Source organism: Paenibacillus sp. B1-35 (assembly GCF_050474385.1).
Taxonomy (GTDB): Bacteria; Bacillota; Bacilli; order Paenibacillales; family Paenibacillaceae; genus Paenibacillus_B; species Paenibacillus_B alvei.
The window spans coordinates 172,598-194,793 of record NZ_JBCHVJ010000005.1; the positions used below are offsets into that span (position 1 = coordinate 172,598).

Consider the following 22,196-nt stretch of genomic DNA (forward strand, 5'->3'; position numbering starts at 1 on the left):
CAGAGTGCAGACAAAGACTACATGAGCAGCTAAAATGTTTCCGCAGGAAACATACTTCGTAAGCATAAGCTCTTCGAGAGTGAATACAAGATTCGATGCCGAATTGCCTCTTGAAAAGCGAATTCTTCTACTTCGTGCCGAACAAACGGTCGCCGGCATCGCCCAATCCTGGAACAATATAGCCGTGATCGTCCAGACGCTCGTCCAATGCTGCCAGATAAATGTCGATGTCAGGATGTGCTTCCTGAACGGCCTTCACACCTTCCGGCGCTGCAATCAAGCACATCAATTTAATTTGCGTGCAGCTGCGCTTCTTCAATACATCGATAGCCGCAATCGCGGAACCGCCAGTAGCAAGCATTGGATCAATGACAATCAGTTGACGTTCTGTTACATCGGTAGGAAGCTTCGTATAGTATTCAACGGGTTGAAGTGTCTCAGGATCACGGAACAGCCCTACGTGCCCAATTTTCGCACCTGGAATCAGCTTAACAACGCCTTCTACCATTCCAAGCCCTGCACGCAGTATTGGAATCAAGCCCAGCATGCGTCCAGCGATCATTTTGCTCTCTGTTTCTGCAACAGGCGTTTCCACTGTCACTGTTTGCAAAGGCAATTCACGAGTAATCTCGTACGCCATCAAGGTTGCTACTTCGTCCACGAGCTCGCGGAAGTCTTTCGTTGTTGTCTTCTTGTCTCGAATCAATGTCAATTTGTGTTGAATCAAAGGATGATCGCAAATGACCAATTTACCCATATTTCGTGTCCCTCCGCCTTTTACTCTCTCGTTGCTGTCGATCTCATACGTGATGAATTGAACTGATATTCCTGCTTTCAACAGCCGTGTCGCTCTAGCATCTCCGGCTTCATCAACGCTAAACAGGCTTTATTATAACATTCCGCGCTTATCCCTGCACGTATTGTGGGCACTTTTGAGGTATTTTTCACATTTCCGACGAACTCGGCACAAAAGAGCACACTGTACTATTTCTAAGCATGTTGGGGTCTGCTTATACATGTTCATCCCGCCGAACATTGGAAATTGTCGATTATCCGCCCTGAAGTTCCTCGATCCATGGCCCGAATAATGTATCGTAAGCACCTGAGCTTCTCCCCCATTCTACACCTACAAAAAAAGAGCAGGTCATCTACAACGAGAGATTACCTGCTCCGTCCTTCTTATGATCAAAGAAAAGGCCCATTAACCACGAGACTAATCTTAGTATTTCAAAGTTGAGTACAGCGGGAATTGAGCTGTCAAATCGCTGACCATTCCACGCGCCTTGCTCAATACAGCTTCATCTTGAGGCTGCTTCAATGTCATGGCAATGACTTGGCCGATGACACGCATTGCTGCTTCATCCATGCCTCTGGACGTTGCGGCTGGTGTTCCGATACGAATGCCGCTTGTAATGAACGGGCTAGTCGGGTCGAATGGTATTGCATTCTTGTTGACGGTAATGCCTACAGAATCCAGCACCTTCTCCGCATCCTTGCCTGTGATATTGATATTGCGCGTATCAATCAGCATCAGATGGTTGTCTGTACCGCCAGATACAATCGTCAAACCTTCTTCAACCAACGTAGATGCCAATACCTGTGCGTTCTTGATCACTTGCTCTGCATACTGCTTAAAGGACGGCTGCAATGCTTCGCCAAGGGCAACAGCCTTGGAGGCAATAACGTGCATGAGAGGGCCGCCTTGCGTACCTGGGAATACAGCCTTATCGATCGCTTGAGCCCAGGCTTGACGGCACATGATCATACCACCACGCGGACCGCGCAATGTTTTGTGCGTTGTCGTCGTAACGAAATGGGCATGAGGCACTGGACTTGGATGAAGTCCTGCTGCAACCAAGCCAGCAATATGCGCCATATCTACCATGAACAGAGCGCCTACATCGTTAGCGATTTGGCCAAGTGCTTCAAAATCAATGATGCGTGGATAAGCGCTCGCGCCAGCCACGATCATCTTTGGACGATGCTTGAAAGCAGCTTTGCGTACTTTATCATAATCGATGCGGAAAGTGTCTTCTTCTACACCGTATGCCACGAAGTTGTACAACAAGCCTGATGCGTTCACGGGGCTTCCATGAGTTAAATGTCCGCCATGCGCCAAGTCCATGCCAAGCACAGTGTCCCCAGGCTTCAACGCTGCCAAATACACAGCCATGTTCGCCTGCGCACCAGAGTGAGGCTGTACGTTGACGTGTTCAGCACCAAACAGCTCCTTCGCACGATTGCGCGCGATGTCTTCCACAATATCGACATGCTCACAGCCGCCATAGTAACGTTTGCCTGGATAGCCTTCCGCATATTTGTTCGTCAGAACCGTTCCCATCGCTTCCATAACCGCCTCACTGACGATATTTTCAGAAGCAATCAGTTCGATATTGTTGCGCTGACGCTGCAACTCCAAGTCCATTGCTTTCAACACTTCAGGATCTGCTTGTCGTAAATGATCTACCATTGGCATAGCCCTCCCACATTTTAATTCCCTTATTGCAATGTATGACAAACGCATCTGCGTTAAGGTTCAATCGTAACCGTGATTCAACATAAAGCGACGAGTTCCCCAATTCGCCGCCACACCTAGCAAGCAAGCTATTAAGCAGTTCTGCGACTATTCACAAGAAGACAATCCTTCTTCTGCTGGAAGCTGGTATACAGCACGTTCGCCGCCTATAAGCTTCGGCCGCGTCTTCGCCATATTGACTCGGGCCTTGCCGATATAACGAACCTCTGTCCGCAAGGGTACAGCCACTCGTCTCAAATGCATGCCGATCAAGGTCTCGCCGATATCGATGCCGGCATGAGCCTCTAGTTCCTCTGCCAAACATGCATCCGGCAAATGACGGTAAGCATACGCCGCCATTGAGCCCCCCGCTTTCCGCACAGGCACCGCAGACACTTCCAGCAACCCGAATCTCTCCAGCGTACGACGCTCAACAACAAGCGCACGGTTCAAATGTTCACAGCATTGAATAGCAACCTCGAGGCCATAGCTTGATCGGAGTACACTGAGTCCGGCAAATATCGCCTGAGCGGTATCCGACGCACCAGATGTCCCAATGCGCGCGCCTGCTACCTCACTCGTACTGCAGCCAATCACGACGATCTGACCTGGCTTCAGCCCTGCCTCCCGAACGAGAGCATGTGCAGCAGCTTCCGCTTGCTCGCAAACCTGCTCCATTTTCAAGAATGACGTTGCCGGGCCTTGATGTTCGTTCTTCTCGATCTCAATCATACTGCCCATTCACCTCCACCCATTACGCTTGCGGGTGATATTTATGTTCTACGTCTGCAACTTTGCGAAGACGTCCAATATGGCGTTCCCCTTGACTGAACTCCGTACCCAGCCATACGCGTACAATCTCTTCAGCCAATCCGGGCCCAATAACGCGCTCACCCATAGCAAGCACATTCGTATCATTATGCTCTCTTGTTGCCTTGGCTGAGAATAAATCATGAACAAGCGCGCAGCGGACGCCTGGAACCTTATTTGCTGCGATGGACATGCCAATTCCAGTACCGCATATGAGCACGCCGCGATCTGCCTCGCCTGAAGCAACCATTTCCGCAACCGGTACCGCATAATCCGGATAATCTACTGATGTTGTGCAATCGCACCCTACATCAACGACTTCATGACCCAGTTCCTTTATGACTCGAACAATTCCTTCCTTCAGTCGTACGCCAGCATGGTCTGCACCAATGGCAATTTTCATCGTCGTACCCTCCATCCGTTGTCTACAAATGTAACTTCCGTCCATGTTACCATGCTCGGTATGCTACAGGTTTATTATAACGAATTTCCCGCAGCTTGGACGAGCCATTTGCACGCTGCCTCCAGTGTAACATGTCTCCATCATTGAAAAAAAGAGCATAGCACGGCTGTTCTTCCGCACACTGCTCTTCTGCCCAGGCGACCGGCCGTATTCTCCGATGCTCCACCGTGGTTCCCCACTTCCGTCGCCAGTTACATCGGATCTGCTATATCTAGTTCGATCATAATGGATGTCACAACCGATTGCAACCGTTATTTTCCTGCAGCATCCGTTCCTTGCCTATCTGCTATGCATACCTTCATCCTTGCCTGACCTTCTATCTGCACATCATTGTAGCTTGTCCAGCAATCTTGCAAGGGCAGCTTGAATTTCTGCCGCTGTTATTCGGTACTGCTCCAAAGAACCGCCATAAGGATCGGCTACATCCATAGTCGGCACACGGCTCTGCAGCTCAGCAAGCTGCACAAGCTCCTCCTCGGTAGGAGCTTGTCCCATAGCAAGCTTTAACTGGATATCCGCGGCCAAGGATTGAAGCTGTTGATATTGTTCCTGATCTTGTTCCGGATCACTCACATACTCCTTCAAAGCGAATGTCTTGTTGTGCGCACTTGGGAACTGCTGAAGGACATGGCGCTTATGGCTCGTCGTCAATGTCAATATTAAATCTGCCCACTGCACGCGTTTTTCGTCCAATACAGCGGAACGGAACTCATGGTGATTGCCAATATCCTGTTCCTCCAGCACAGCAGCAGCGTGCTGTGACATTGGCGTACCGTCCCATGCGGCAACACCCGCTGACTGAACATGCATTTCCAAGCCTCGTTCCTCCGCCATATGCTTCAGCATCGCTTCTGCAATGGGACTCCGGCATGTGTTGCCTGTACATACAAATAAAATGCGCATCACCCAACACCCCTCCCTTTAAGACCTATCTATAGGGTCGTGCATCTCCATCATTCTCATTCCTGCCTCTTGCTATATTTTCTACCCGCTAAAAGGGAAGCAAAAACAGAATGCCAAATGTCAGCAGAACTGCTCCGCCTGCAGCCTCCCCATACTCACCAAATTGTTTCCCAGCATGGTGGCCCAGCAGCAGACCTATAATGGACATCGCCCCACCGAATAAACCGAAGGCTACTATCGTCATGAACAAATCAGATCCGAACATACCTAACGAAATGCCAACAGAGAAGGAATCTACACTAACACTAAGTGCAAACAGCAGCATTCCCCATACTGTCGATGTATTTATCATTTGTGAGGATTCGCCTTTCAGCGAGCTATAAATCATGTGTCCGCCCAGCATAATCAGGAGACCTCCCGCCGCCCAAGTCGTCACTTCACCAAGCAGCATGCTCATATACATGCCTGTAGCGACACCAGCCAGCGGCATTAATACATGGAACAATGCGATAACCCCGCTAATACGAACCGCATCTCTCCGGCGAACCCCTCTCATACCAATGCCTAGACATAGTGAAAAGGCATCTGAGCCTAAAGCTGCCGCCATCAAAAAAATAGTGATCCATTGGCCGATTGGCGCTGCTGTATCCCACATCGCCCCCACTCCTCGTCCCATAGCGTCTGTTCCAGCGTATGCGGACAAGGAGAGATTCATGCCTAGCAGCTAGTTGTACGAAATCGCTTATAGCCTGCTGCACAATCAAGCTTCATTACCAAACATTATGGAAATATCAAGCAAGAGAAACCTTGTTCCTCCTAACCTGCAATTCAGACATCAGAAATACTAGGCATACACCTATTCACACCACATGACCCGATGACCCGCCGCCTTCATCATGCGGTTCATCACTGCAAGACCGATACCTTCTGTGCTGCAAGCTTCTGCCAGCATATAAGTCGCACCTGCTTCATCGAAATGCCGCAGCGCGTCATACAACAGAGAAGCTGCCTCTTCCAAGGCATGAACACTGCCGATCGATGCGACAACATCAGCCCGATACTGCGCCGCATGCTCCTTGAAGGCGAGCACCCCCGTCGTCTCTCCACGCTGCTTTGCTTCATCAAGCTTGCGTTGAATACAGTCGATGACCCGCTCCTCAGAAGTACCCTGCACAATTTGCAGCTGCCCTTTGGGCGCGTAATGAGTATATTTCATACCAGGTGAACGCGGTGCATTCACTTGATCAGCATTCGCCTGAAGTTTATGCTTCGCTGTATCTTGAGAAACAAGCGTCTTATCATGACTCAAATCTGCTCTAGCTTTGGCAGAACTCGTATTCTGATTCAACAAAGACGTTCTCTGCGACTCTTCATCTGCTTGAGCAGATGCTGGAGATTGCGGAACCTTCGACTTGATCATTCCTCCGTTAGGATCGACAGCTGGATCAATGGTTACTTCTGACGCAACCTCCTGCAGCATCGCCGTTGTAATCCCACCTGGACGGAGTACATGTACACGGCTGCCGATTAATTCAACCACGGTCGACTCTACTCCTACACCTGTAGCCCCGCCATCGACAATTGCGTCGATACGTCCATCCAAATCCTCGTGCACATGCTCTGCTCGAGTCGGACTTGGGCGTCCTGAGCGATTGGCGCTTGGAGCAGCCACCGGGCATCCAGAAGCCCGAATAAGGGCCAATGCCGTATCATGGCCGGGCATCCGTACACCTACCGTGTCCAGTCCCGCAGTCACACGGGGTGATACTGCTCCAGGCCGTACAGGCAGCACAATCGTAAGCGGCCCCGGCCAAAATTGATCCATAAGGCGCGCTGCGGTATCACTGTATGGCAGAACTAGTTCCTCAAGCTGTGACAGGTCTGCAATATGAACGATTAACGGATTGTCAGACGGACGCCCCTTTGCAGTAAATATACATTCTACAGCCTTCGTATCGCGGGCATCTGCCCCTAGCCCATATACCGTTTCCGTCGGAAAGGCAACAGTACCTCCAGCAGCTAGTATGGCCGCACCATCTGTTATTCCTTCTTGCTGTTCGAGCGGCATATCATCTGATATCAACCACCACTTCGTATGCAGTTGATGAGCGCAACCTTTTTCCGAGGTAGCTGCTCTTCGATTCTTTTCCCGTTCATGTCGAATATTCATCGCGTACATTCCTTACCTCATATAAAGTAAAGCATCACTCTCCCTCTCCCATCTTGCTCGATATGGCCGACGGGGAGCAACGCAAGAAAGATGCCAAAGGAGCTTCGGCATCTTCGTAATTTAAGATTTCACACGTATTCAAGCGTATTCGCATCTATTCGATCTTTTCTATTTTCCACATAGAACTGTATTCATTATTCTTTAGTTGTACCATAATGGCGCCGACACGTCCAGAAGAGCGGCATCCAAAAGACCGTCCGTATTTCTCCCCACTTCTCTAATCGCTTGTCAAACAACCATTTATCATCCGAAAATTGCGCCGAATATGGAGCCTATGAAATGAAATAATGACTCCAGTGCTTCCCATAGAAAGAATTTAACTTCTGTCCCGCCCGTTTCACCAGTGGATTGAGATTGTGCGCCTGTGGAATTCTTAGCATCAACCGTAACCGATTCCCCAACCGAAGATGATGAAGACTTGTCTTTCTCTCCACCCTTGGTTGAGGCAGTCTCATCAGAGTTCCTTTTATTCACTTGGGCCTGAGCTGTATTTCCATCAACGAAGCAAAGCGGCGGGAACAAAACACACCACCAATTTTGTCCGCTTCCCTCTCCAAGAGTAACGAGCAGTGCTTCATACAGGCCAGCAGGATATACCTCGCCACCATACCACTTTGCCGGGAATGATACTTCACCAAGCTTCACCTTGGCTCCGTATGCCAGCCCTTCTTCGCCCAGCACTCGTTCTGCCGTCTGCTTCAGATCATCGATATGGGCAGCAATGAGCTTGCGGGCTTCCTCACGAGTAGATGGCTTTTCCTCCGTCTTCAGCCAGCCATTCATTTGCTCCACGATCCGATCACGAACTGTGCGCTTCACGCGTTGATCATTGTCCGAATCCGAGTTCGCCAATATACGCAGCCGAATCGCATCCTCGGGGATATGATCCTGTTTCTCTATCATTTGCTTCTGAATTGTTTCATTTCCACCATCAACAGCCGCCGCACGGCCATTATCCCAACGCATCAAAGCTCCCGTTGCCAATACAGCAATCGCGAGACCGAGTACGAACACGCGTACATTCATGTTCATCCTGCTCCTTGTGAGGTTGGGCGCGCCTCTTGTCTATCAGTATGTCCGTGAGCAGGATCCTTAAACCTAGCAAAGATACATTTTTTGATAGATATATAGATTTGTTCCGTTCTTTCCCTCCGAAAATAAAAAAGACCGCCCTATCACAGACAGATTCTCTCTGCAAGATAGAACGGCTCTAACGGATTTTCTCTTCTTGTAATGAATGAGGGTACAATCCAAATTGCTAACCAGATCTATGGCTGACTACGCATGCATCCCCCACTCACTACTCCATAGTCCGAATTCCAATTACATGACGCTCGATGCCAGCCAGATCAGGTACAATGATCAGCTTCTCATTATAACCTGCATGTGCAAGCAGGGCAGCTACATCTCTCGCTTGTCCTTGGCCGACCTCGAACCCAATTAGACGAGGCGCCTTGCCAAGCGTAGTCAGCATTCCAACAAGACGACGATACGGGTCAAGTCCATCCGCACCGCCATCAAGCGCCGTATGCGGCTCATAGTCACGAACCTCACGCATAAGTCCCGCAATATCATCCGCTGGAATGTAAGGCGGATTGGACACTAGGATGTCCATTTCGCATCCAGTGAACGGATTCAACAAATCCCCTTGATGCCACAACATGCGCTCCGCAACACCTAACCGCTCTGCGTTGCTCTTCGCAACCGCAAGCGCTGCTGGCGAGATATCCCCTGCACTTACGCGCCAATGAGGCCGTTCATGTGCAAGTGCACAGGCAATTGCGCCGCTGCCTGTGCCGATATCCACAACACGAAGCTGTGCTTCTAACGGCCACAGTCGATCAGCCTCAGCAAGCACAGCTTCAACGAGAAGCTCAGTCTCTGGACGTGGGATAAGCACGTCCGATGTCACTTCAAACGACAGCCCATAGAAATAGGCCTCCCCCATAATATATTGGGTCGGCTCGCCCGTTGACCGACGCGATATTGCCTCTTCGAATACAGAAACTGCGTCTTCAGGCAGCTGTTCCGTTAGTGCAACCAAATAAGCCGTGCGTTCCATGCCCAGTACATGACGAAGCAGAAGCTCGGCATGATGACCAGCATCATCGACCCCATTTTCCGCTAAAAAAGAAGAAGCCTGCACCCAGGCTTCTCTTATCGTTGCCGGCCATGCGAGGCGATATGAAGCGTTGTTCGCCGCATTGTTCAGCTGAACACGCTCCCCATTTCGTTCGCAAGACTCACTCATGCTTGATTCTCCCTCTCCAGCAACTCCGCTTGTTCTGTCAGCGTAAGCGCTTGGATAAGCTCTTCCACATCACCGTTCATAATTTGATCAAGCTTATGAAGAGTTAAGCCGATGCGGTGATCCGTCACACGGCTTTGCGGATAGTTATACGTCCGAATCCGTTCACTGCGATCTCCTGTCCCTACCTTGCTCTTACGCTCGCCAGCATACTTGGCTTCTTCCTCTTGACGCTTAATTTCATAGATGCGGGCACGCAACACCTGCAATGCCTTCGCCTTATTATCGTTCTGAGACTTGCCATCCTGACACGTAGCCATGATTCCCGTCGGAATATGCGTTACACGCACTGCCGACTTCGTCGTGTTGACGGACTGACCGCCAGCACCAGAGGAACAGAAAGTATCGACACGAATATCTTTATCGAAAATTTCAACTTCCACTTCATCTACCTCTGGCATTACAGCTACCGTAGAAGTAGAAGTATGAATACGTCCGCCAGACTCGGTTGCCGGAATACGCTGAACACGATGGGCGCCGCTCTCATACTTCAGCTTGCTATAAGCTCCCTTACCGGATACGGAGAAGATAACCTCCTTGAATCCGCCCAAGTCGCTAATATTGGCTTCCATCAGCTCTGTGCGCCAGCCCTGCGAATCCGCATAACGCGTGTACATGCGGTACAAATCAGAAGCGAAGAGCGCTGCTTCATCGCCGCCTGCCGCCCCGCGAATTTCCACGATAACGTTCTTGTCGTCATTCGGATCCTTCGGCAGCAGCAAAATGCGAATTCGCTCCTCAAGCTCTGTTTGACGCGCGCTTAGCTCCTCGATTTCCATCTTCACCATTTCGCGCATTTCATCGTCAAGTTTCTCTTGCATCATCGTTTTCGCAGCATCAAGCTCGCTAAGGACATTTTTATATTCCATAAATGCTTCATAAGCTGGCTGTAGATCGGATTGCTCCTTCGAATATTCGCGAAGCTTCTTCGGGTCATTCGCCACATCCGGGTCACACAGCAGCTCACTCAGCTTCTCATAACGATCCGCAAGGGATTGCAGTCTATCCAACATCATACACGCTCACCTCTCTTCTCTGATTCAATACTACCACGTATATTCATGAACCTTGATTTGCGCAATCGCAGTTCGTGCTTTCTCGTAGGGATGATCGCGCTCATCGCGCAACCATTTTTATGCTTCGCCCTGCTTTGAGCTGGGCAAATGATCTTCACGTCCATTCGTGCAGGAATCCTACACGTTGAAACGGAAATGCATAACGTCTCCGTCTTGAACAACGTACTCCTTGCCTTCCAATCTTAGCTTGCCTTGCTCCTTCACCGCATTCATCGAGCCGCCAGCAACCAGATCATCATAGGATACAACTTCTGCACGGATAAATCCACGCTCGAAGTCGGAGTGAATAACACCTGCCGCTTGTGGCGCCTTCATGCCTTTGCGAATCGTCCATGCACGCACTTCCTGAACACCTGCTGTAAAGTAAGTGTACAGTCCAAGCAAGCGATACGCAGCCTTAATCAAGCGATTCAAGCCGGATTCATCCAACCCAAGCTCCTCAAGGAACATTTCCTTGTCTTCACCTTCAAGTTCAGCAATCTCAGCTTCTACCTTCGCGCTAATTGGCACTACCTCCGCATTTTCAGCTGCGGCAAAGTCGCGTACCTGCTGGACATACGGATTGCTGTCCGCATCCTTCACACCGTCTTCGCTTACGTTGGCCGCGTACAAGACCGGCTTCATCGTGAGCAAGTGCATATCGCGAACGAGTACCTTCTCTTCATCACTCAGTTCCAAACTGCGAGCAGGCTTATCATCGTACAAAGCCTCTTTAAGGCGTTCCAATACTGCTGCCTCTGCCGCATATTTCTTGTCGCCGCTCTTCATGTTCTTCTTCGTACGGTCAAGACGCTTCTCAACCGATTCTAAATCAGCTAGAACTAGCTCTAAATTAATCGTTTGAATATCGCTAACCGGATCTACTTTCCCGTCAACGTGTGTAATATTCTCATCCTCAAAGCAGCGGACCACGTGTACGATCGCATCTACTTCACGAATGTGGGCCAAGAACTTGTTCCCAAGTCCTTCCCCCTTGCTCGCACCGCGAACCAATCCAGCAATATCAACGAATTCAAATGCCGTTGGAACTGTACGGTTCGGAACAACCAGCTCTGTCAACTTCACTAAACGCTCATCTGGAACCTCAACCACACCAACGTTAGGATCAATCGTACAGAACGGATAGTTCGCCGACTCTGCCCCCGCTTGCGTAATCGCATTGAACAACGTCGATTTGCCGACGTTAGGCAACCCAACAATACCAGCTTTTAATGCCATTTATAAGTACAACTCCCTTAGAACATATATTTGAATAACCATTGTTTCGAATATCACCTTCGTACTTACCCTTGATCTATCAATTGAACATACTGCACAACTTCACTCGCAATAAAAAAATGCAAAAATTCCTTAACCATTATAACCAACAACGCAAAAAAAACCTAGTCATCGACTAGATTTTTTCCGTATTGTCAACATTTGCTCTCTTCAAGAGGCAGAATGGTTCCCTTTCTCCCCTTTCCTTCTCGGATAAGGAGACTATCCACCGAACATACTACTGTTGTAACCTTATCCAACATCCAACTGGAAGTAATGATTATAAGCAAAGTGAGGGACATTTACATGGAGAACAAGTCACATCGCGGCAATTATAAGGGAACAACAGCAATGAAAGCGAAAAATCAAGATATGGCCTTCGTCAACGATACAATTGAAGACGCCAAATCAGTGACACCTTTCTCAGAAAAAAAGAAAAAGACGGACTAGTTCCGTCTTGCCAGTTCAATGATCCCATTCCCTATTCATAGATTAGGCGCCCAATTGCCTTGCAACCAATACGATGTTATACGGAAGCAAGCTAGCCCGGCAAGCATTCTTCTATGGTTGCTTATGTGACGAATCGATAAAGAGAACGAATCGTCATTCCCGCTCCATAACGTTCTGCGTTTGGCATTTCAACTTGATTTTGCAAGCATATTTTGATCACACGAGCAGCTGCAGGATGGATCGACATCGTTCCATCTTCCTGCTTCTGCATAATGGCTGTCCCCTGTTCTGATGTCTGGAACAATGAGTACAGCATTCCATCTGCAACCAGCATCGGGCTGTTCCAATTCCATTGCAGCCATTCCTCATCCCACTGCACAGTGGACTCGCCAATCTCCCACACCACCTGACGTGAGCGCCGCTGATGAGCCGATATCGTCTTCTCCAGCGCTTCCTTCCAAAAAGCAGCACGTTCATCCAGCGTAGCACCCGCACTCAATGAGAGACAAGCTGCTTGCGCACATACCGCCGCTATAGCCCCATCTGCCCAAGGGAATTGAATACGATCAAGTCGCGGCAGTGTACACCCGGAAATAAGTCTGCTCATCTCCAGATGTCCGATTGACTCAGGAGCTGTTACAGCAATGCATACGGCGCGAATTGCTTCATGAAGCTCATCGTCTTGATGCTGTCCAAACGCAATGGAGGGGTTGAATGGCTTACCGATACGACGCCGATAGTCTGCCAACGCGAGCAAACCATTAAGACGCACACGCGCTGTACTTCCGTGAAGAGCAGCTTCCTGGAGCGTATTTTCAACAGCTTCATCCGTCCATTGCAGCAAATGCAGGACATAAACCGCCTGGACTGCAGCCATCTCATCTTCTTTTACCAGAGACGTCCAATCTTCATACCGTTGGCGAAGCATCTGGATCCAGTGTTGCTTTACCTGATAGGCAATCTCTCTTGACTCGCAATCACCAGCATGACGATAGTGGTATGGCGTTACTCCAAACGGAAGATGGTTGTCCATTACCGAGCGCAGCACCTGCGCAATCCCATTCAATATGGATGCCTTCGCAACCGACTTATAACGAACCGTCAAAATATCCAGAAGCGGCTCAATCAACGCACAAACTTCCGCATGAACGCCATTCTCCAAGCACAGCTCCTCGAATAAGGCTTGAGCTGCCTCCGCCGACTGCTCCATCGATCCGTTCTCCATGACACAGAGCAATTCCGGCACATTGTCTTCTGAGCCGAATGCATATACCAATCCTGCCCCATTGGCCATGCCCATATTCTCTACGCCTCCATAAGCCGCCTGACATAGGGGCCCCGTGGTTTTAATTTCCATTATAGCACCAGATGTCAACTTTGGAACGGATTTATCGAAAAATGTCGAAAAATGAACACAGAAGCGACAAACGAACCTTACATACAAGTGTATGTAAGACAGCATATTCATAAGTGTTTCAAATCATCACTGATTGGTGAATGAATATATAGCATGACATTCTCCCCCATTAGATGAATAGGCATTAAAAGACAACGCCCCAGAAGGCACAGCCAGCCATCTGGGGCGTTGTTCGGCACATAAGCCTTCTTTTAAGTAACGAGCAAAATTCCCGCATTGATCAAAAGTAATACTGTTACACTAAGCCGATCGACGACAAGAAAATCAAAATAATGAGCACGGGAGCAATAATGCGCATTGTGAACATCCAAACACTTCTCCACGCAGGCGAAAGGCCCGTTTCCTCGCCTGATTGCTTCCATGCGTAGCCAACCAGCAGTGTCACGAACAAGCCCCCGAGCGGCAGCATCACATTAGAAGTGAGGAAATCGATCCACTGGAAGAAGTTGCGGCCTCCCAGCATCGCCTCTTCCCATACGCCTCCAGCTGACAGCGTACATGGAAGTCCAATGACATACATTGCAGCAATCACGTAGGTGGTTGCCTTGCCGCGTCCAAGATTGTATCGACGCATAATATAGGCAACTGGCACTTCGGTCAAAGCCAAGCACGATGTCACAGCCGCAATCGCAAGCAGCAAGAAGAACAAGCCGCCAAACAAGGAACCGTAAGGCATCGAGGCAAACGCTGCAGGCAAAGCAACGAATACAAGCCCTGGCCCTGAATCCGGCTCAATTCCAAATGTAAATATCGTAGGAAAAATAATTAATCCTGCAATCAGCGCGTACACCAGGTCGCCCGCCCCGACTGCGGCAGTGGCGAGCGGCAGCGATTGATGCTTGTCCACATAAGCGCCATATGTCAGCATGGCTCCCATGCCAAGCGACAAGGAGAAGAAAGCAAGTCCCAATGCCATCAGTGCCGAATGGAAGGTCAACTGTGAAAAGTCCGGTTTCAGGAAGTAAGAGATCCCTTCTGCAGCGCCATCCAGCGTTAACGTTCGCACCATCATAATTAATAGAATGATGAGCAGGCCCGGTATAACAATCTTGTTAAATTTCTCGATGCCTCCAGATATTCCACGAGCAATAACGAATCCACTCAAGGCCAGCACGACGATCTGCCAAATGATCGGCATGGTTCCTCCCGTAAAGCTCTTGAAGTGCTCTGCATAATCATTGCTTTGGAACAGCACTCCAGTTACCGACTCCATTGCATACTGAAGCGTCCATCCAGCAATGGTGCTGTAATACGTCATTATCAGGAATGCTGCCAATACGGCGATGAAGCCAAGCACTCCCCACCCTCTTTTTCCTGATAATGTGGTAAAGGCTGAAACGGCATCACCGCGTCCGCCACGTCCAACAGCTAACTCCCCCAAAAGAACGGGCAGGCCCACGATCAAGAGACAGGCGATGAATAGCAGGAAGAATGCCCCGCCGCCATTTTGCCCGGTAACGTAAGGGAACTTCCACATGTTGCCGAGTCCAACTGAGCTGCCGATAGCAGCCAAAATGAATCCTGCTGAGCTGAATTGCTCTGACTTATTTACCTTTTGAGGAACCTTCTGAGAATGTTTTTTTGACATCTAACGTATGCCACTCCTTCTTTCCTGCTGTATTTACTAGGGTGCCCCAAGGACTGAGATAAACTCCATTTTATTCAATAATGCGCTCCGAATCGAATGTAATATTTCTCAATTCTTCAATCTGCTAACATGAACAGACATCCTCACCGTATGATTGAACGAAAAAAGGCGCTCTCTGCACTGTATAAAAAGTGCAAAAGAACGCCTTTGAACATCGTATCAATTCACAGCTCAGATTAAAAAGTACCTTACTTAATTCCCGAGTGCATAAAGCTGCTAATAAATTTGCGCTGAAACAATAAAAATCCGATAATAAGCGGCCCTACGACAAGCAAAGTCGCTGCGCTTACCTCCGCCCATTGCGCACCCGTCTCGAACGATTGGGCGAACATCGCAAGTCCGACAGTAAGCGGTCGATTTTCTACAGAGTTCGTAACGATAAGCGGCCAAAGGAAGTTGTTCCACTGGTAGCTGACCGACACGACCGCGAATGAGATATATACAGGGGCCGACAAAGGTACGAAGATACGCCACAAAATACCCAAGCGAGAGCAGCCTTCCACCATCGCTGCTTCCTCCAGCTCAAGCGGCAGCTGCTTGAACGTCTGGCGCAGCAGGAATATTCCGAACGCAGAGGCGAAGTAAGGCAGCATAATGCCCAGCTTCGTATCCAGCAAGCCAAATTCTTTTAATACATTATAGTTAGAGAAGATAAGGACATCTGCTGGTACCATCAACTGTACCAAGAACAGCATAAACACGGCATCCTTCCCGAAGAAGCGAATCCGTGCGAATGCATAGGCAGCCAGCGTTAGGCTGAGAAGCTGTACAAGCAGCACACCGCCTGCAATGGTGAAGGTGTTCAAGTAATATTGGGCAAATGGAGCCCCTTCCCATACCTTGGCAAAGTTAGCAAGTGTCCAGTCCCATGACCAGAAAGAATTCATACCTGCATCCTTGGGACGGAAAGCCGTCCATAACATCCATATGAGCGGCACAAGCCATACGATGCTGACCACAAGCATAATCGCATGCCACAGCCATTGCTTCATTCGGCGCTTCATCTTTTCAATTTTCAAGGCTCGATCCGATATAGGCAGCCTACGGGCAGCGTGTGTTCCAACTGAATTTTCCATTAGGCGCCTCCTTTATTGATAATGGATCTTGCGATCCCAACCGAAAAATTGTAAGGATGACAGCACAAGCAGCAGGGCGATCATAATTACAGTCATGGTCGCGGCCATGCCCTGATCGTAGAAGCTGAATGCCGTGTCATAGATATGGTACAGAAGTAGGCTGCTAGCATTGTCCGGCCCGCCCTTTGTCATAATCCACAAATGATCCACAAGCTTGAACGCATTTGTTAAAGCAACGACTGCCACGAACAACGTGGTCGGCATCGTAAGCGGAATCGTAATCCGTGTGGTCACCTTCCACGTGCCAATACCGTCTACAGAAGCCGATTCATACAAATCCTTCGGAATATTCTGTAATCCAGCCAAGTAGAAAATCATGAAGTATCCGGCTTCCTTCCAGATCATCATCACAATCATTGCCCACATGACTGTATCAGGCTGACCGAGCACATTCATTTCCGTCGTCTGTCCGACCCACTTCGCAAGCTGCGCCAGCAGACCATATTGAGGTGTATATATAAACAGCCAAATGTTCGCTACCGCGATCATTGGAATCATATTCGGATAGAAGAATGCCACGCGGGAGAAGAAACGTCCCGCAATTGCCTTATCAGCGAAAAGAGCCATGATGAATGCGAGCGCCATGGAAGTAGGCACCGTGCCGATAGCGAACCAGATATTATTGCTGAATACTTTTTGGAATACGGGATCTTGAAACAATGCAGTAAAGTTATCAAGTCCCACAAAGATCGGCACCGGTGTAGCCAGGTCGGATTGATATAAGCTGAGCCAGGCTGTCTTCAGCATCGGATAATAGGTAAAGAGCATAAGGAACAACAGCGATGGGAGCAGTAGCGCCCAAGCCAATGCATTGCGTGATAGGCGTTCTTTCCATTTGGCGGTCATCCTCCTGACCTCCTTCTCAAATAAATTAACGTAAACTCATGATGCATAAATCTATAAATCGGCAGGACATAAGCCCTGCCGATACAGTACACTCGTAAGGCATACAATTGCAGCTTGCGCGTGTATTACTTATTGAACGGCTTCAATGCGCGATCTGCTTCTTCCTGTGCCTTCTTCAGAGCGGATGCTGGATCTGTCGTCCCCGTCAGCACCGCCTGAACCTGATCCGTCAACGCCTTGGATACTTTGCCGTTATTGTGCGTAGACAATTTCGCATAGGCATGCTCCAATTGATCGCGTGCAACAACTGCCTGCGGGAATTCGGCAGCGTACTTCTTCATGACATCCGTATCATAAGCCGACTTGCGAACCCCAACATAACCCGTATCGATGCTCCATTGCGCCGCTTGCTCCGGCTCTGTCATGAACTTAATGAATTCCCATGCCGCTGCTTGTTTCTTCGGATCGATGTCCTTAAAGATATATAAGTTCCCGCCGCCTGTTGGAGAACCGTATTGTTTGTTCATTGGCAGGAAAGCAACACCGAAGTCGAACTTGGCATTATTTTTTACATTTGTCAGGTTGCCTGTCGTATGAATCATCATAGCTGTCTTTTGCTCTAAGAAGTCTGTAGGAACCGTTGCCCATTCCACTATGCCCTCCGGCATAACCTTATGTTTCTTGGACAGGTCTTGCCAGTATTGAAGTGCTTCCACGTTCTGTGGTGTATCGAAGAAGACTTTTTTTCCGTCTTGGGACATGAGGTTTCCTTTTGAATCTGCCATGTTCTGCAAAGAGAACAGTTGGAACATCCAATAGGCGAAGCCGGAACCCGGTACCTCAATACCTTGGCGACCGTCTTTTTTCAGCTTTGTTGCATACTCTGTAAGCTCGGCCCATGTTTTCGGCGGCTGATCCGGGTTCAGACCGGCTTCCTTAAAAGCATCCTTGTTGTAATAAAGAACGATAGTACTGCGTTGGAAAGGGATGCTGTACGTCTTGCCTTCCACTTGTGAGTTCGCCAGGAATGCTGGATAAAAATCATCAAGAAAGCCCTTGCCTTCCTTCGCAATGAAATCATTAAGCGGAATAATTGCATTCGTATCCAGCATACTGAACAGTTCAGTAGACAGCATCACCGCTACGTCCGGCGGTTGCTTCGCTTGAATGCCTGCTTGAATTTTTGTTGTCGTATCAGCATAGCTTCCTGTATATACGGGTTTCACGGTAATGTTCGGGTGCTTCTCTGTGAACTTCTTCGTCATCTCCTCAACCACCTTGGTCAGTGGCCCGCCAACTGCGATTGGATAATAGAATGTTAATTCAACATTCTCATCCTTATTTGAAGATGCATGATCAGTCGGAGCTGTTGCCGCCCCCTCCTGCGTCGTTCCTTTTTGAGGCGTCTGTGTTTCTCCTGCTGTTCCAGACTGGCCGCAGCCGACCAGCAGCGTAAAGCACATAAACAGAAGCAGCATCCACTTCGCGCGCATTTGCATATTCCGTGTTCTCCCCTTTTCTAATATCGTCCTTATTCAGATGGTATGTCTCACACCACCCTTTCATACCTTAACCTTGCTCTAGCAAGAGAGTGTTAATTCCATATAAAGATTTCGTTAATGATAGATTTCCAGCTGCCAGCAGCAATAAAAAAAACACCCTCCAGGTACTCAAGTAGATAGCACGCATCTTCATGCATGATATCTATCCTAAATACCCAAGAGGGTGTCTATTTCATTTTCATGTATTCATAGCTTATTTAAAATGGATACCAAAACGTCCCAAACCCCTGCATCCGCCATACAATAGCGGCTACAAGCACCAATACACTAACGAAGACTACAATATAATCCTCACGCTGCCACTCTGTAGCGGAGAACCATGTTCGCTTCGAATGCTTTCCGAAGCCACGCAAATCCATCGCATTTGATATCGTCTCAATACGTTGCAAGGAAGATAGGACAAGCGGTGTCGTAATCGATACAAAGTGCTTGAGCCGCTGTATGATTGTACCCTCACCTTTGCCAAATCCAAGTCCACGTGCCTGCATCGCATTCGATATATGACGGAATTCCGCCTGCAGATCTGGAATATAGCGGAACGCAATGCTGAACGCGTAGGCAATCTTATACGGAACACCAATCCGATTCAAACTGCTGGCCAATCGTGTCGGATGAGTCGTATAGATGAATAGTACGGTTATCGGCATAAGAGACATGTACTTCATGGATAACGTAAATACATAAATCAACGTTTCAAGCGTCAAAACATTATACCCCAAGTCCAGCAGCACGGTTGTCGTGCCTGTTACCTTGCTGCCATAAGCCGGTGTTATTACCAAGCTGAATAAGGAATTAAATATATTAAATAAGATCATGAGCCAGACAAGCAGCCGAATTCGCTTCCACGGCAGCTGCGCATTAATTAATAGGACAAGTCCAATTCCAAACAAGGGTACGAAAATACGCAAATCTTGAAATAAAAATACGATCACTGTCCACACAGCCAACACGAGCATCTTCGCTGCTCCGTCCATACGATGGAACAGCGTATCTCGTTCAATATAGAGCATGCCAGACTTACTCATGTCGCTTCACCTGCTTCTCATGATCGATGAATTTGCGTACGAGCACCTCTGGCTCGCCCACCCCGGTCATACGCGCAAGTGTGCTTAGAGAAGTTTCTTTCACATTGGCGCGCGCAATGGCCTCCATGTGGGTCAATACATGCGCCGTATCCCCAACAGCAATCAGTTCTCCATTGCATAGAACTGCTGCACGCTCCGTATACTCTAAAGCCAAATGCATATCATGGGTAATGAACAGGAACGACATGCCGCTGTCTGCGAGCTCTGAAATAAAGCTCATGAATTCCGTATAATGCTTATAATCCTGACCTGCCGTCGGCTCGTCCAAGATCATCAGCTGCGGCTTCATCGCCAATATCGACGCAATAGTTACCCGCTTCTTTTGCCCATAGCTAAGCGCAGATATCGGCCATTCCCGATATCCATACAGGCCGCATATACGCAGCGTCTCCTCTACACGCTCCATAACCTCATTTTCCTTCATGCCGCGCATGCGGAGTCCGAAAGCCACTTCTTCACGGATCATCGGCTGTGTAATCATATGGTTTGGATTTTGCATCACATATCCGATATGCCCGCCTCGACGCCGTATCGACCACGATCGGATATCTTCCCCATTCAGCTTGATTGTGCCAGTCGTAGGCGCAGCTATCCCCGTTAACAAATGAGATAATGTCGATTTGCCCGCACCGTTGTTCCCGAGCAGCGCAACCCGCTCGCCAGCTCCAATCGTCAGCGAGACGCCCCGAATGACTTCTCGTTCTCCGTCGTAGGAGAAACGCACATTGTCCATTTCCAGCATGACAGGCCGCTCTCCACTGCGTGGAGCCTCACTGGCCGTACCTACCCAAGCGGACAGGCGCCCCTTCGCCTCTGTATTGGCGCTTATCGCCATAAGGGAAGAGGGCTTGTCCTCTGGCTTGCATTCATATCCGGCATATTTCAACGCAGAGACGTATAAGGGCTCCCTTAACCCATGCTCATTCATGATTGAGGAAGCTAGTATCTCATCAGGCGTTCCAATCTTCACAATACGCCCCTCTGACATCAAGATAATGCGATCAACATGCTGTTCCAGCACATCCTCGACCCGATGCTCGATGATGATGATTGTTTTATTCGTTTCCTGATGAATTTGCTCCATTAGCTCGATCGCTTGCTTGCCACTGGCCGGATCCAGATTCGCAAGCGGCTCATCGAACAGCAAAATATCCGCATCCATCGACAGGACGCCAGCTAGCGATACGCGCTGCTTTTGCCCACCTGACAGCTCATGCGGACTATGATCGATATAGGGTAGCATGTCCACAACATCTAATGCTTTGGACACCTTGGGCTTCATATCAGAAGTTTTCATGCAATCATTTTCAAAGGCGAATGCTACGTCCTCCCCGACAGACAAGCCAATGAACTGGCCGTCTTGATCTTGCAGGATCGTTCCCACATTGCGGCTAATCTCAAAAATACTAAGCTCAGTAGGGCGCTTCCCCTTGAGTGTATAATCTCCGGTTATTGTCCCACTATACGTAAAAGGAATTAGCCCATTCATGCAATGGGCCAATGTCGATTTGCCGCAGCCGCTAGGGCCGGCAATTAGTATTTTTTCTCCCGGATAAATATCCAGGTTCACATTACGCAATGTCGGCTCAGACAAGCTGCGGTATTGAAAGCTAAAATCTCGAAACGAGATAAGCGGTTCTTTCATTGAATCAATAGCTCCTGTCTTCAATCTTGGGCTTTGCATTATTTTTGCACTCGCAAATTCGAGTTGTGACGGTTCATTTGAAGCAACGCCAGCACAGCCAGTAAACCGAGCACCAAGTGAACGCCGATATTCGCCAGCGTAGAAGCCGTGAACTGCACCCACATTTTATCTGCCGGCTCTCCGAATAAATACACGTCCAATAGGCTGGACACGCCAAAGCCTACAGCCAATGCGAGTGACCCGATAATCGCCAAGGATGCGATGCTTCCCTTCGAGGAGCGTCCTTCCTTGATGTTGAACGATGAGTTCAAGTAGACAATCCCCATGCCGAAGCCCGAAATGGCAGATCCAAGCACCCATGTCCACCAGATTGTACCGCCGCCCCAAGTCAAATCAGTAATGATATGCCCAATGGCTCCACTCAAAAATCCAACAATCGGTCCAAACATGGCCCCGAAAATGGTCAGAATGGCAATAGCCGGGCGTAATCCCGTCTGCGGCACTACTGGAATTGTGACTGTGCTTAGCAAGCCGTACAGTGCTGCCCCGATGCCGATGGCGACTACCGTTTTGGTGTTAAAGTCGAAAATTGATTGCTTCATCCTTATGCAACCCTTCCTTCTCACTCAAATAGGTATCGACGCTCGCCCGTTCGAGAGGTGGCCTCATCACGATTTATTAAATCCGAACGTTAGATTGTGATTCCAATCATAATATAAAGTATTTTCCATAGTATGGATACAGGTTTTATTTTCCAAAACCGAGTTTTTCTAGCCTTTTCTATCGAAAACTAGAGATTTCAGGGAGAAACCATATGTTTTAACTATAAAAGCAATAGATATAAC

Annotated in this window: 20 protein-coding genes and 1 riboswitch; of the genes, 1 reads left to right on the plus strand and 19 read right to left on the minus strand. The window is 48.8% G+C overall.

Annotated features, from left to right (window positions below; all coding sequences use genetic code 11):
• Positions 1–127: 127 nt before the first annotated feature.
• The 11 genes from upp to ychF form a co-directional block, all read right to left on the minus strand.
• On the minus strand, positions 128–757 hold the full coding sequence (gene upp / locus ACQ5BJ_RS17480; RefSeq protein WP_005544846.1) for a uracil phosphoribosyltransferase: 630 nt from the start codon (positions 755–757) through the stop codon (positions 128–130).
• Between the two features lie 462 nt (positions 758–1,219).
• Positions 1,220–2,470, minus strand: a complete 1,251-nt coding sequence (glyA, locus tag ACQ5BJ_RS17485; RefSeq protein ID WP_005544848.1) for a serine hydroxymethyltransferase — start codon at positions 2,468–2,470, stop codon at positions 1,220–1,222.
• A 153-nt stretch (positions 2,471–2,623) separates the two neighbouring features.
• Positions 2,624–3,193 (minus strand): TIGR01440 family protein, encoded by a 570-nt coding sequence (locus tag ACQ5BJ_RS17490; protein WP_430111984.1) that lies wholly within the window; start codon positions 3,191–3,193, stop codon positions 2,624–2,626.
• Positions 3,194–3,269: 76 nt separating this feature from the next.
• The gene (rpiB, locus tag ACQ5BJ_RS17495) at positions 3,270–3,728 is read right to left on the minus strand and encodes a ribose 5-phosphate isomerase B (RefSeq protein ID WP_005544851.1); all 459 of its coding nucleotides are present in this window, start codon (positions 3,726–3,728) and stop codon (positions 3,270–3,272) included.
• 184 nt (positions 3,729–3,912) lie between these two features.
• A riboswitch (ZMP/ZTP riboswitch) is annotated at positions 3,913–3,993 on the minus strand.
• A 122-nt stretch (positions 3,994–4,115) separates the two neighbouring features.
• On the minus strand, positions 4,116–4,691 hold the full coding sequence (locus tag ACQ5BJ_RS17500; protein ID WP_005544853.1) for a low molecular weight protein arginine phosphatase: 576 nt from the start codon (positions 4,689–4,691) through the stop codon (positions 4,116–4,118).
• Between the two features lie 88 nt (positions 4,692–4,779).
• Positions 4,780–5,346, minus strand: coding sequence for a manganese efflux pump MntP family protein (locus ACQ5BJ_RS17505; RefSeq protein ID WP_005544858.1), 567 nt, complete (start codon positions 5,344–5,346; stop codon positions 4,780–4,782).
• A 201-nt stretch (positions 5,347–5,547) separates the two neighbouring features.
• Positions 5,548–6,870, minus strand: coding sequence for an L-threonylcarbamoyladenylate synthase (locus tag ACQ5BJ_RS17510; RefSeq protein WP_430111722.1), 1,323 nt, complete (start codon positions 6,868–6,870; stop codon positions 5,548–5,550).
• Between the two features lie 294 nt (positions 6,871–7,164).
• On the minus strand, positions 7,165–7,947 hold the full coding sequence (gene spoIIR / locus ACQ5BJ_RS17515) for a stage II sporulation protein R (protein WP_289356636.1): 783 nt from the start codon (positions 7,945–7,947) through the stop codon (positions 7,165–7,167).
• 274 nt (positions 7,948–8,221) lie between these two features.
• Positions 8,222–9,172 (minus strand): peptide chain release factor N(5)-glutamine methyltransferase, encoded by a 951-nt coding sequence (gene prmC, locus ACQ5BJ_RS17520; RefSeq protein ID WP_430111725.1) that lies wholly within the window; start codon positions 9,170–9,172, stop codon positions 8,222–8,224.
• On the minus strand, positions 9,169–10,242 hold the full coding sequence (gene prfA / locus ACQ5BJ_RS17525) for a peptide chain release factor 1 (RefSeq protein ID WP_040735690.1): 1,074 nt from the start codon (positions 10,240–10,242) through the stop codon (positions 9,169–9,171). The genes prmC and prfA overlap by 4 nt, the downstream gene beginning before the upstream one ends.
• 180 nt (positions 10,243–10,422) lie before the next feature.
• Positions 10,423–11,523 (minus strand): redox-regulated ATPase YchF, encoded by a 1,101-nt coding sequence (gene ychF, locus ACQ5BJ_RS17530; RefSeq protein ID WP_005544868.1) that lies wholly within the window; start codon positions 11,521–11,523, stop codon positions 10,423–10,425.
• 345 nt (positions 11,524–11,868) lie between these two features.
• Between ychF and ACQ5BJ_RS17535 the strand changes: the two genes are divergently transcribed.
• On the plus strand, positions 11,869–12,012 hold the full coding sequence (locus ACQ5BJ_RS17535) for a hypothetical protein (RefSeq protein ID WP_262866488.1): 144 nt from the start codon (positions 11,869–11,871) through the stop codon (positions 12,010–12,012).
• 121 nt (positions 12,013–12,133) lie between these two features.
• Here ACQ5BJ_RS17535 and ACQ5BJ_RS17540 read toward each other — a convergent pair whose 3' ends face one another.
• The 8 genes from ACQ5BJ_RS17540 to ACQ5BJ_RS17575 all read right to left on the minus strand — a co-directional run bounded on the left by ACQ5BJ_RS17540 (position 12,134) and on the right by ACQ5BJ_RS17575 (position 21,953).
• Positions 12,134–13,312, minus strand: coding sequence for a hypothetical protein (locus ACQ5BJ_RS17540; RefSeq protein WP_289356637.1), 1,179 nt, complete (start codon positions 13,310–13,312; stop codon positions 12,134–12,136).
• A 352-nt stretch (positions 13,313–13,664) separates the two neighbouring features.
• Positions 13,665–15,017 carry a sodium-dependent transporter gene (locus ACQ5BJ_RS17545; RefSeq protein WP_005544875.1) on the minus strand — a complete coding sequence of 451 codons (1,353 nt, stop codon included), beginning with the start codon at positions 15,015–15,017 and terminating at the stop codon, positions 13,665–13,667.
• Positions 15,018–15,265: 248 nt separating this feature from the next.
• The gene (locus ACQ5BJ_RS17550; RefSeq protein ID WP_430111986.1) at positions 15,266–16,081 is read right to left on the minus strand and encodes a carbohydrate ABC transporter permease; all 816 of its coding nucleotides are present in this window, start codon (positions 16,079–16,081) and stop codon (positions 15,266–15,268) included.
• An 84-nt stretch (positions 16,082–16,165) separates the two neighbouring features.
• Positions 16,166–17,059, minus strand: a complete 894-nt coding sequence (locus ACQ5BJ_RS17555; RefSeq protein ID WP_430111728.1) for a carbohydrate ABC transporter permease — start codon at positions 17,057–17,059, stop codon at positions 16,166–16,168.
• Positions 17,060–17,184: 125 nt separating this feature from the next.
• On the minus strand, positions 17,185–18,558 hold the full coding sequence (locus ACQ5BJ_RS17560) for an ABC transporter substrate-binding protein (protein WP_430113410.1): 1,374 nt from the start codon (positions 18,556–18,558) through the stop codon (positions 17,185–17,187).
• A 260-nt stretch (positions 18,559–18,818) separates the two neighbouring features.
• A complete protein-coding gene (locus tag ACQ5BJ_RS17565; RefSeq protein ID WP_005544886.1) occupies positions 18,819–19,646 on the minus strand; it encodes an energy-coupling factor transporter transmembrane component T family protein in 828 nt (275 codons plus the stop codon).
• Positions 19,639–21,351 (minus strand): ABC transporter ATP-binding protein, encoded by a 1,713-nt coding sequence (locus ACQ5BJ_RS17570; RefSeq protein ID WP_005544887.1) that lies wholly within the window; start codon positions 21,349–21,351, stop codon positions 19,639–19,641. Before ACQ5BJ_RS17570 ends, ACQ5BJ_RS17565 begins: the two co-directional genes overlap by 8 nt.
• A 38-nt stretch (positions 21,352–21,389) precedes the next feature.
• Positions 21,390–21,953 carry an ECF-type riboflavin transporter substrate-binding protein gene (locus tag ACQ5BJ_RS17575; protein WP_005544889.1) on the minus strand — a complete coding sequence of 188 codons (564 nt, stop codon included), beginning with the start codon at positions 21,951–21,953 and terminating at the stop codon, positions 21,390–21,392.
• Positions 21,954–22,196 lie beyond the last annotated feature (243 nt).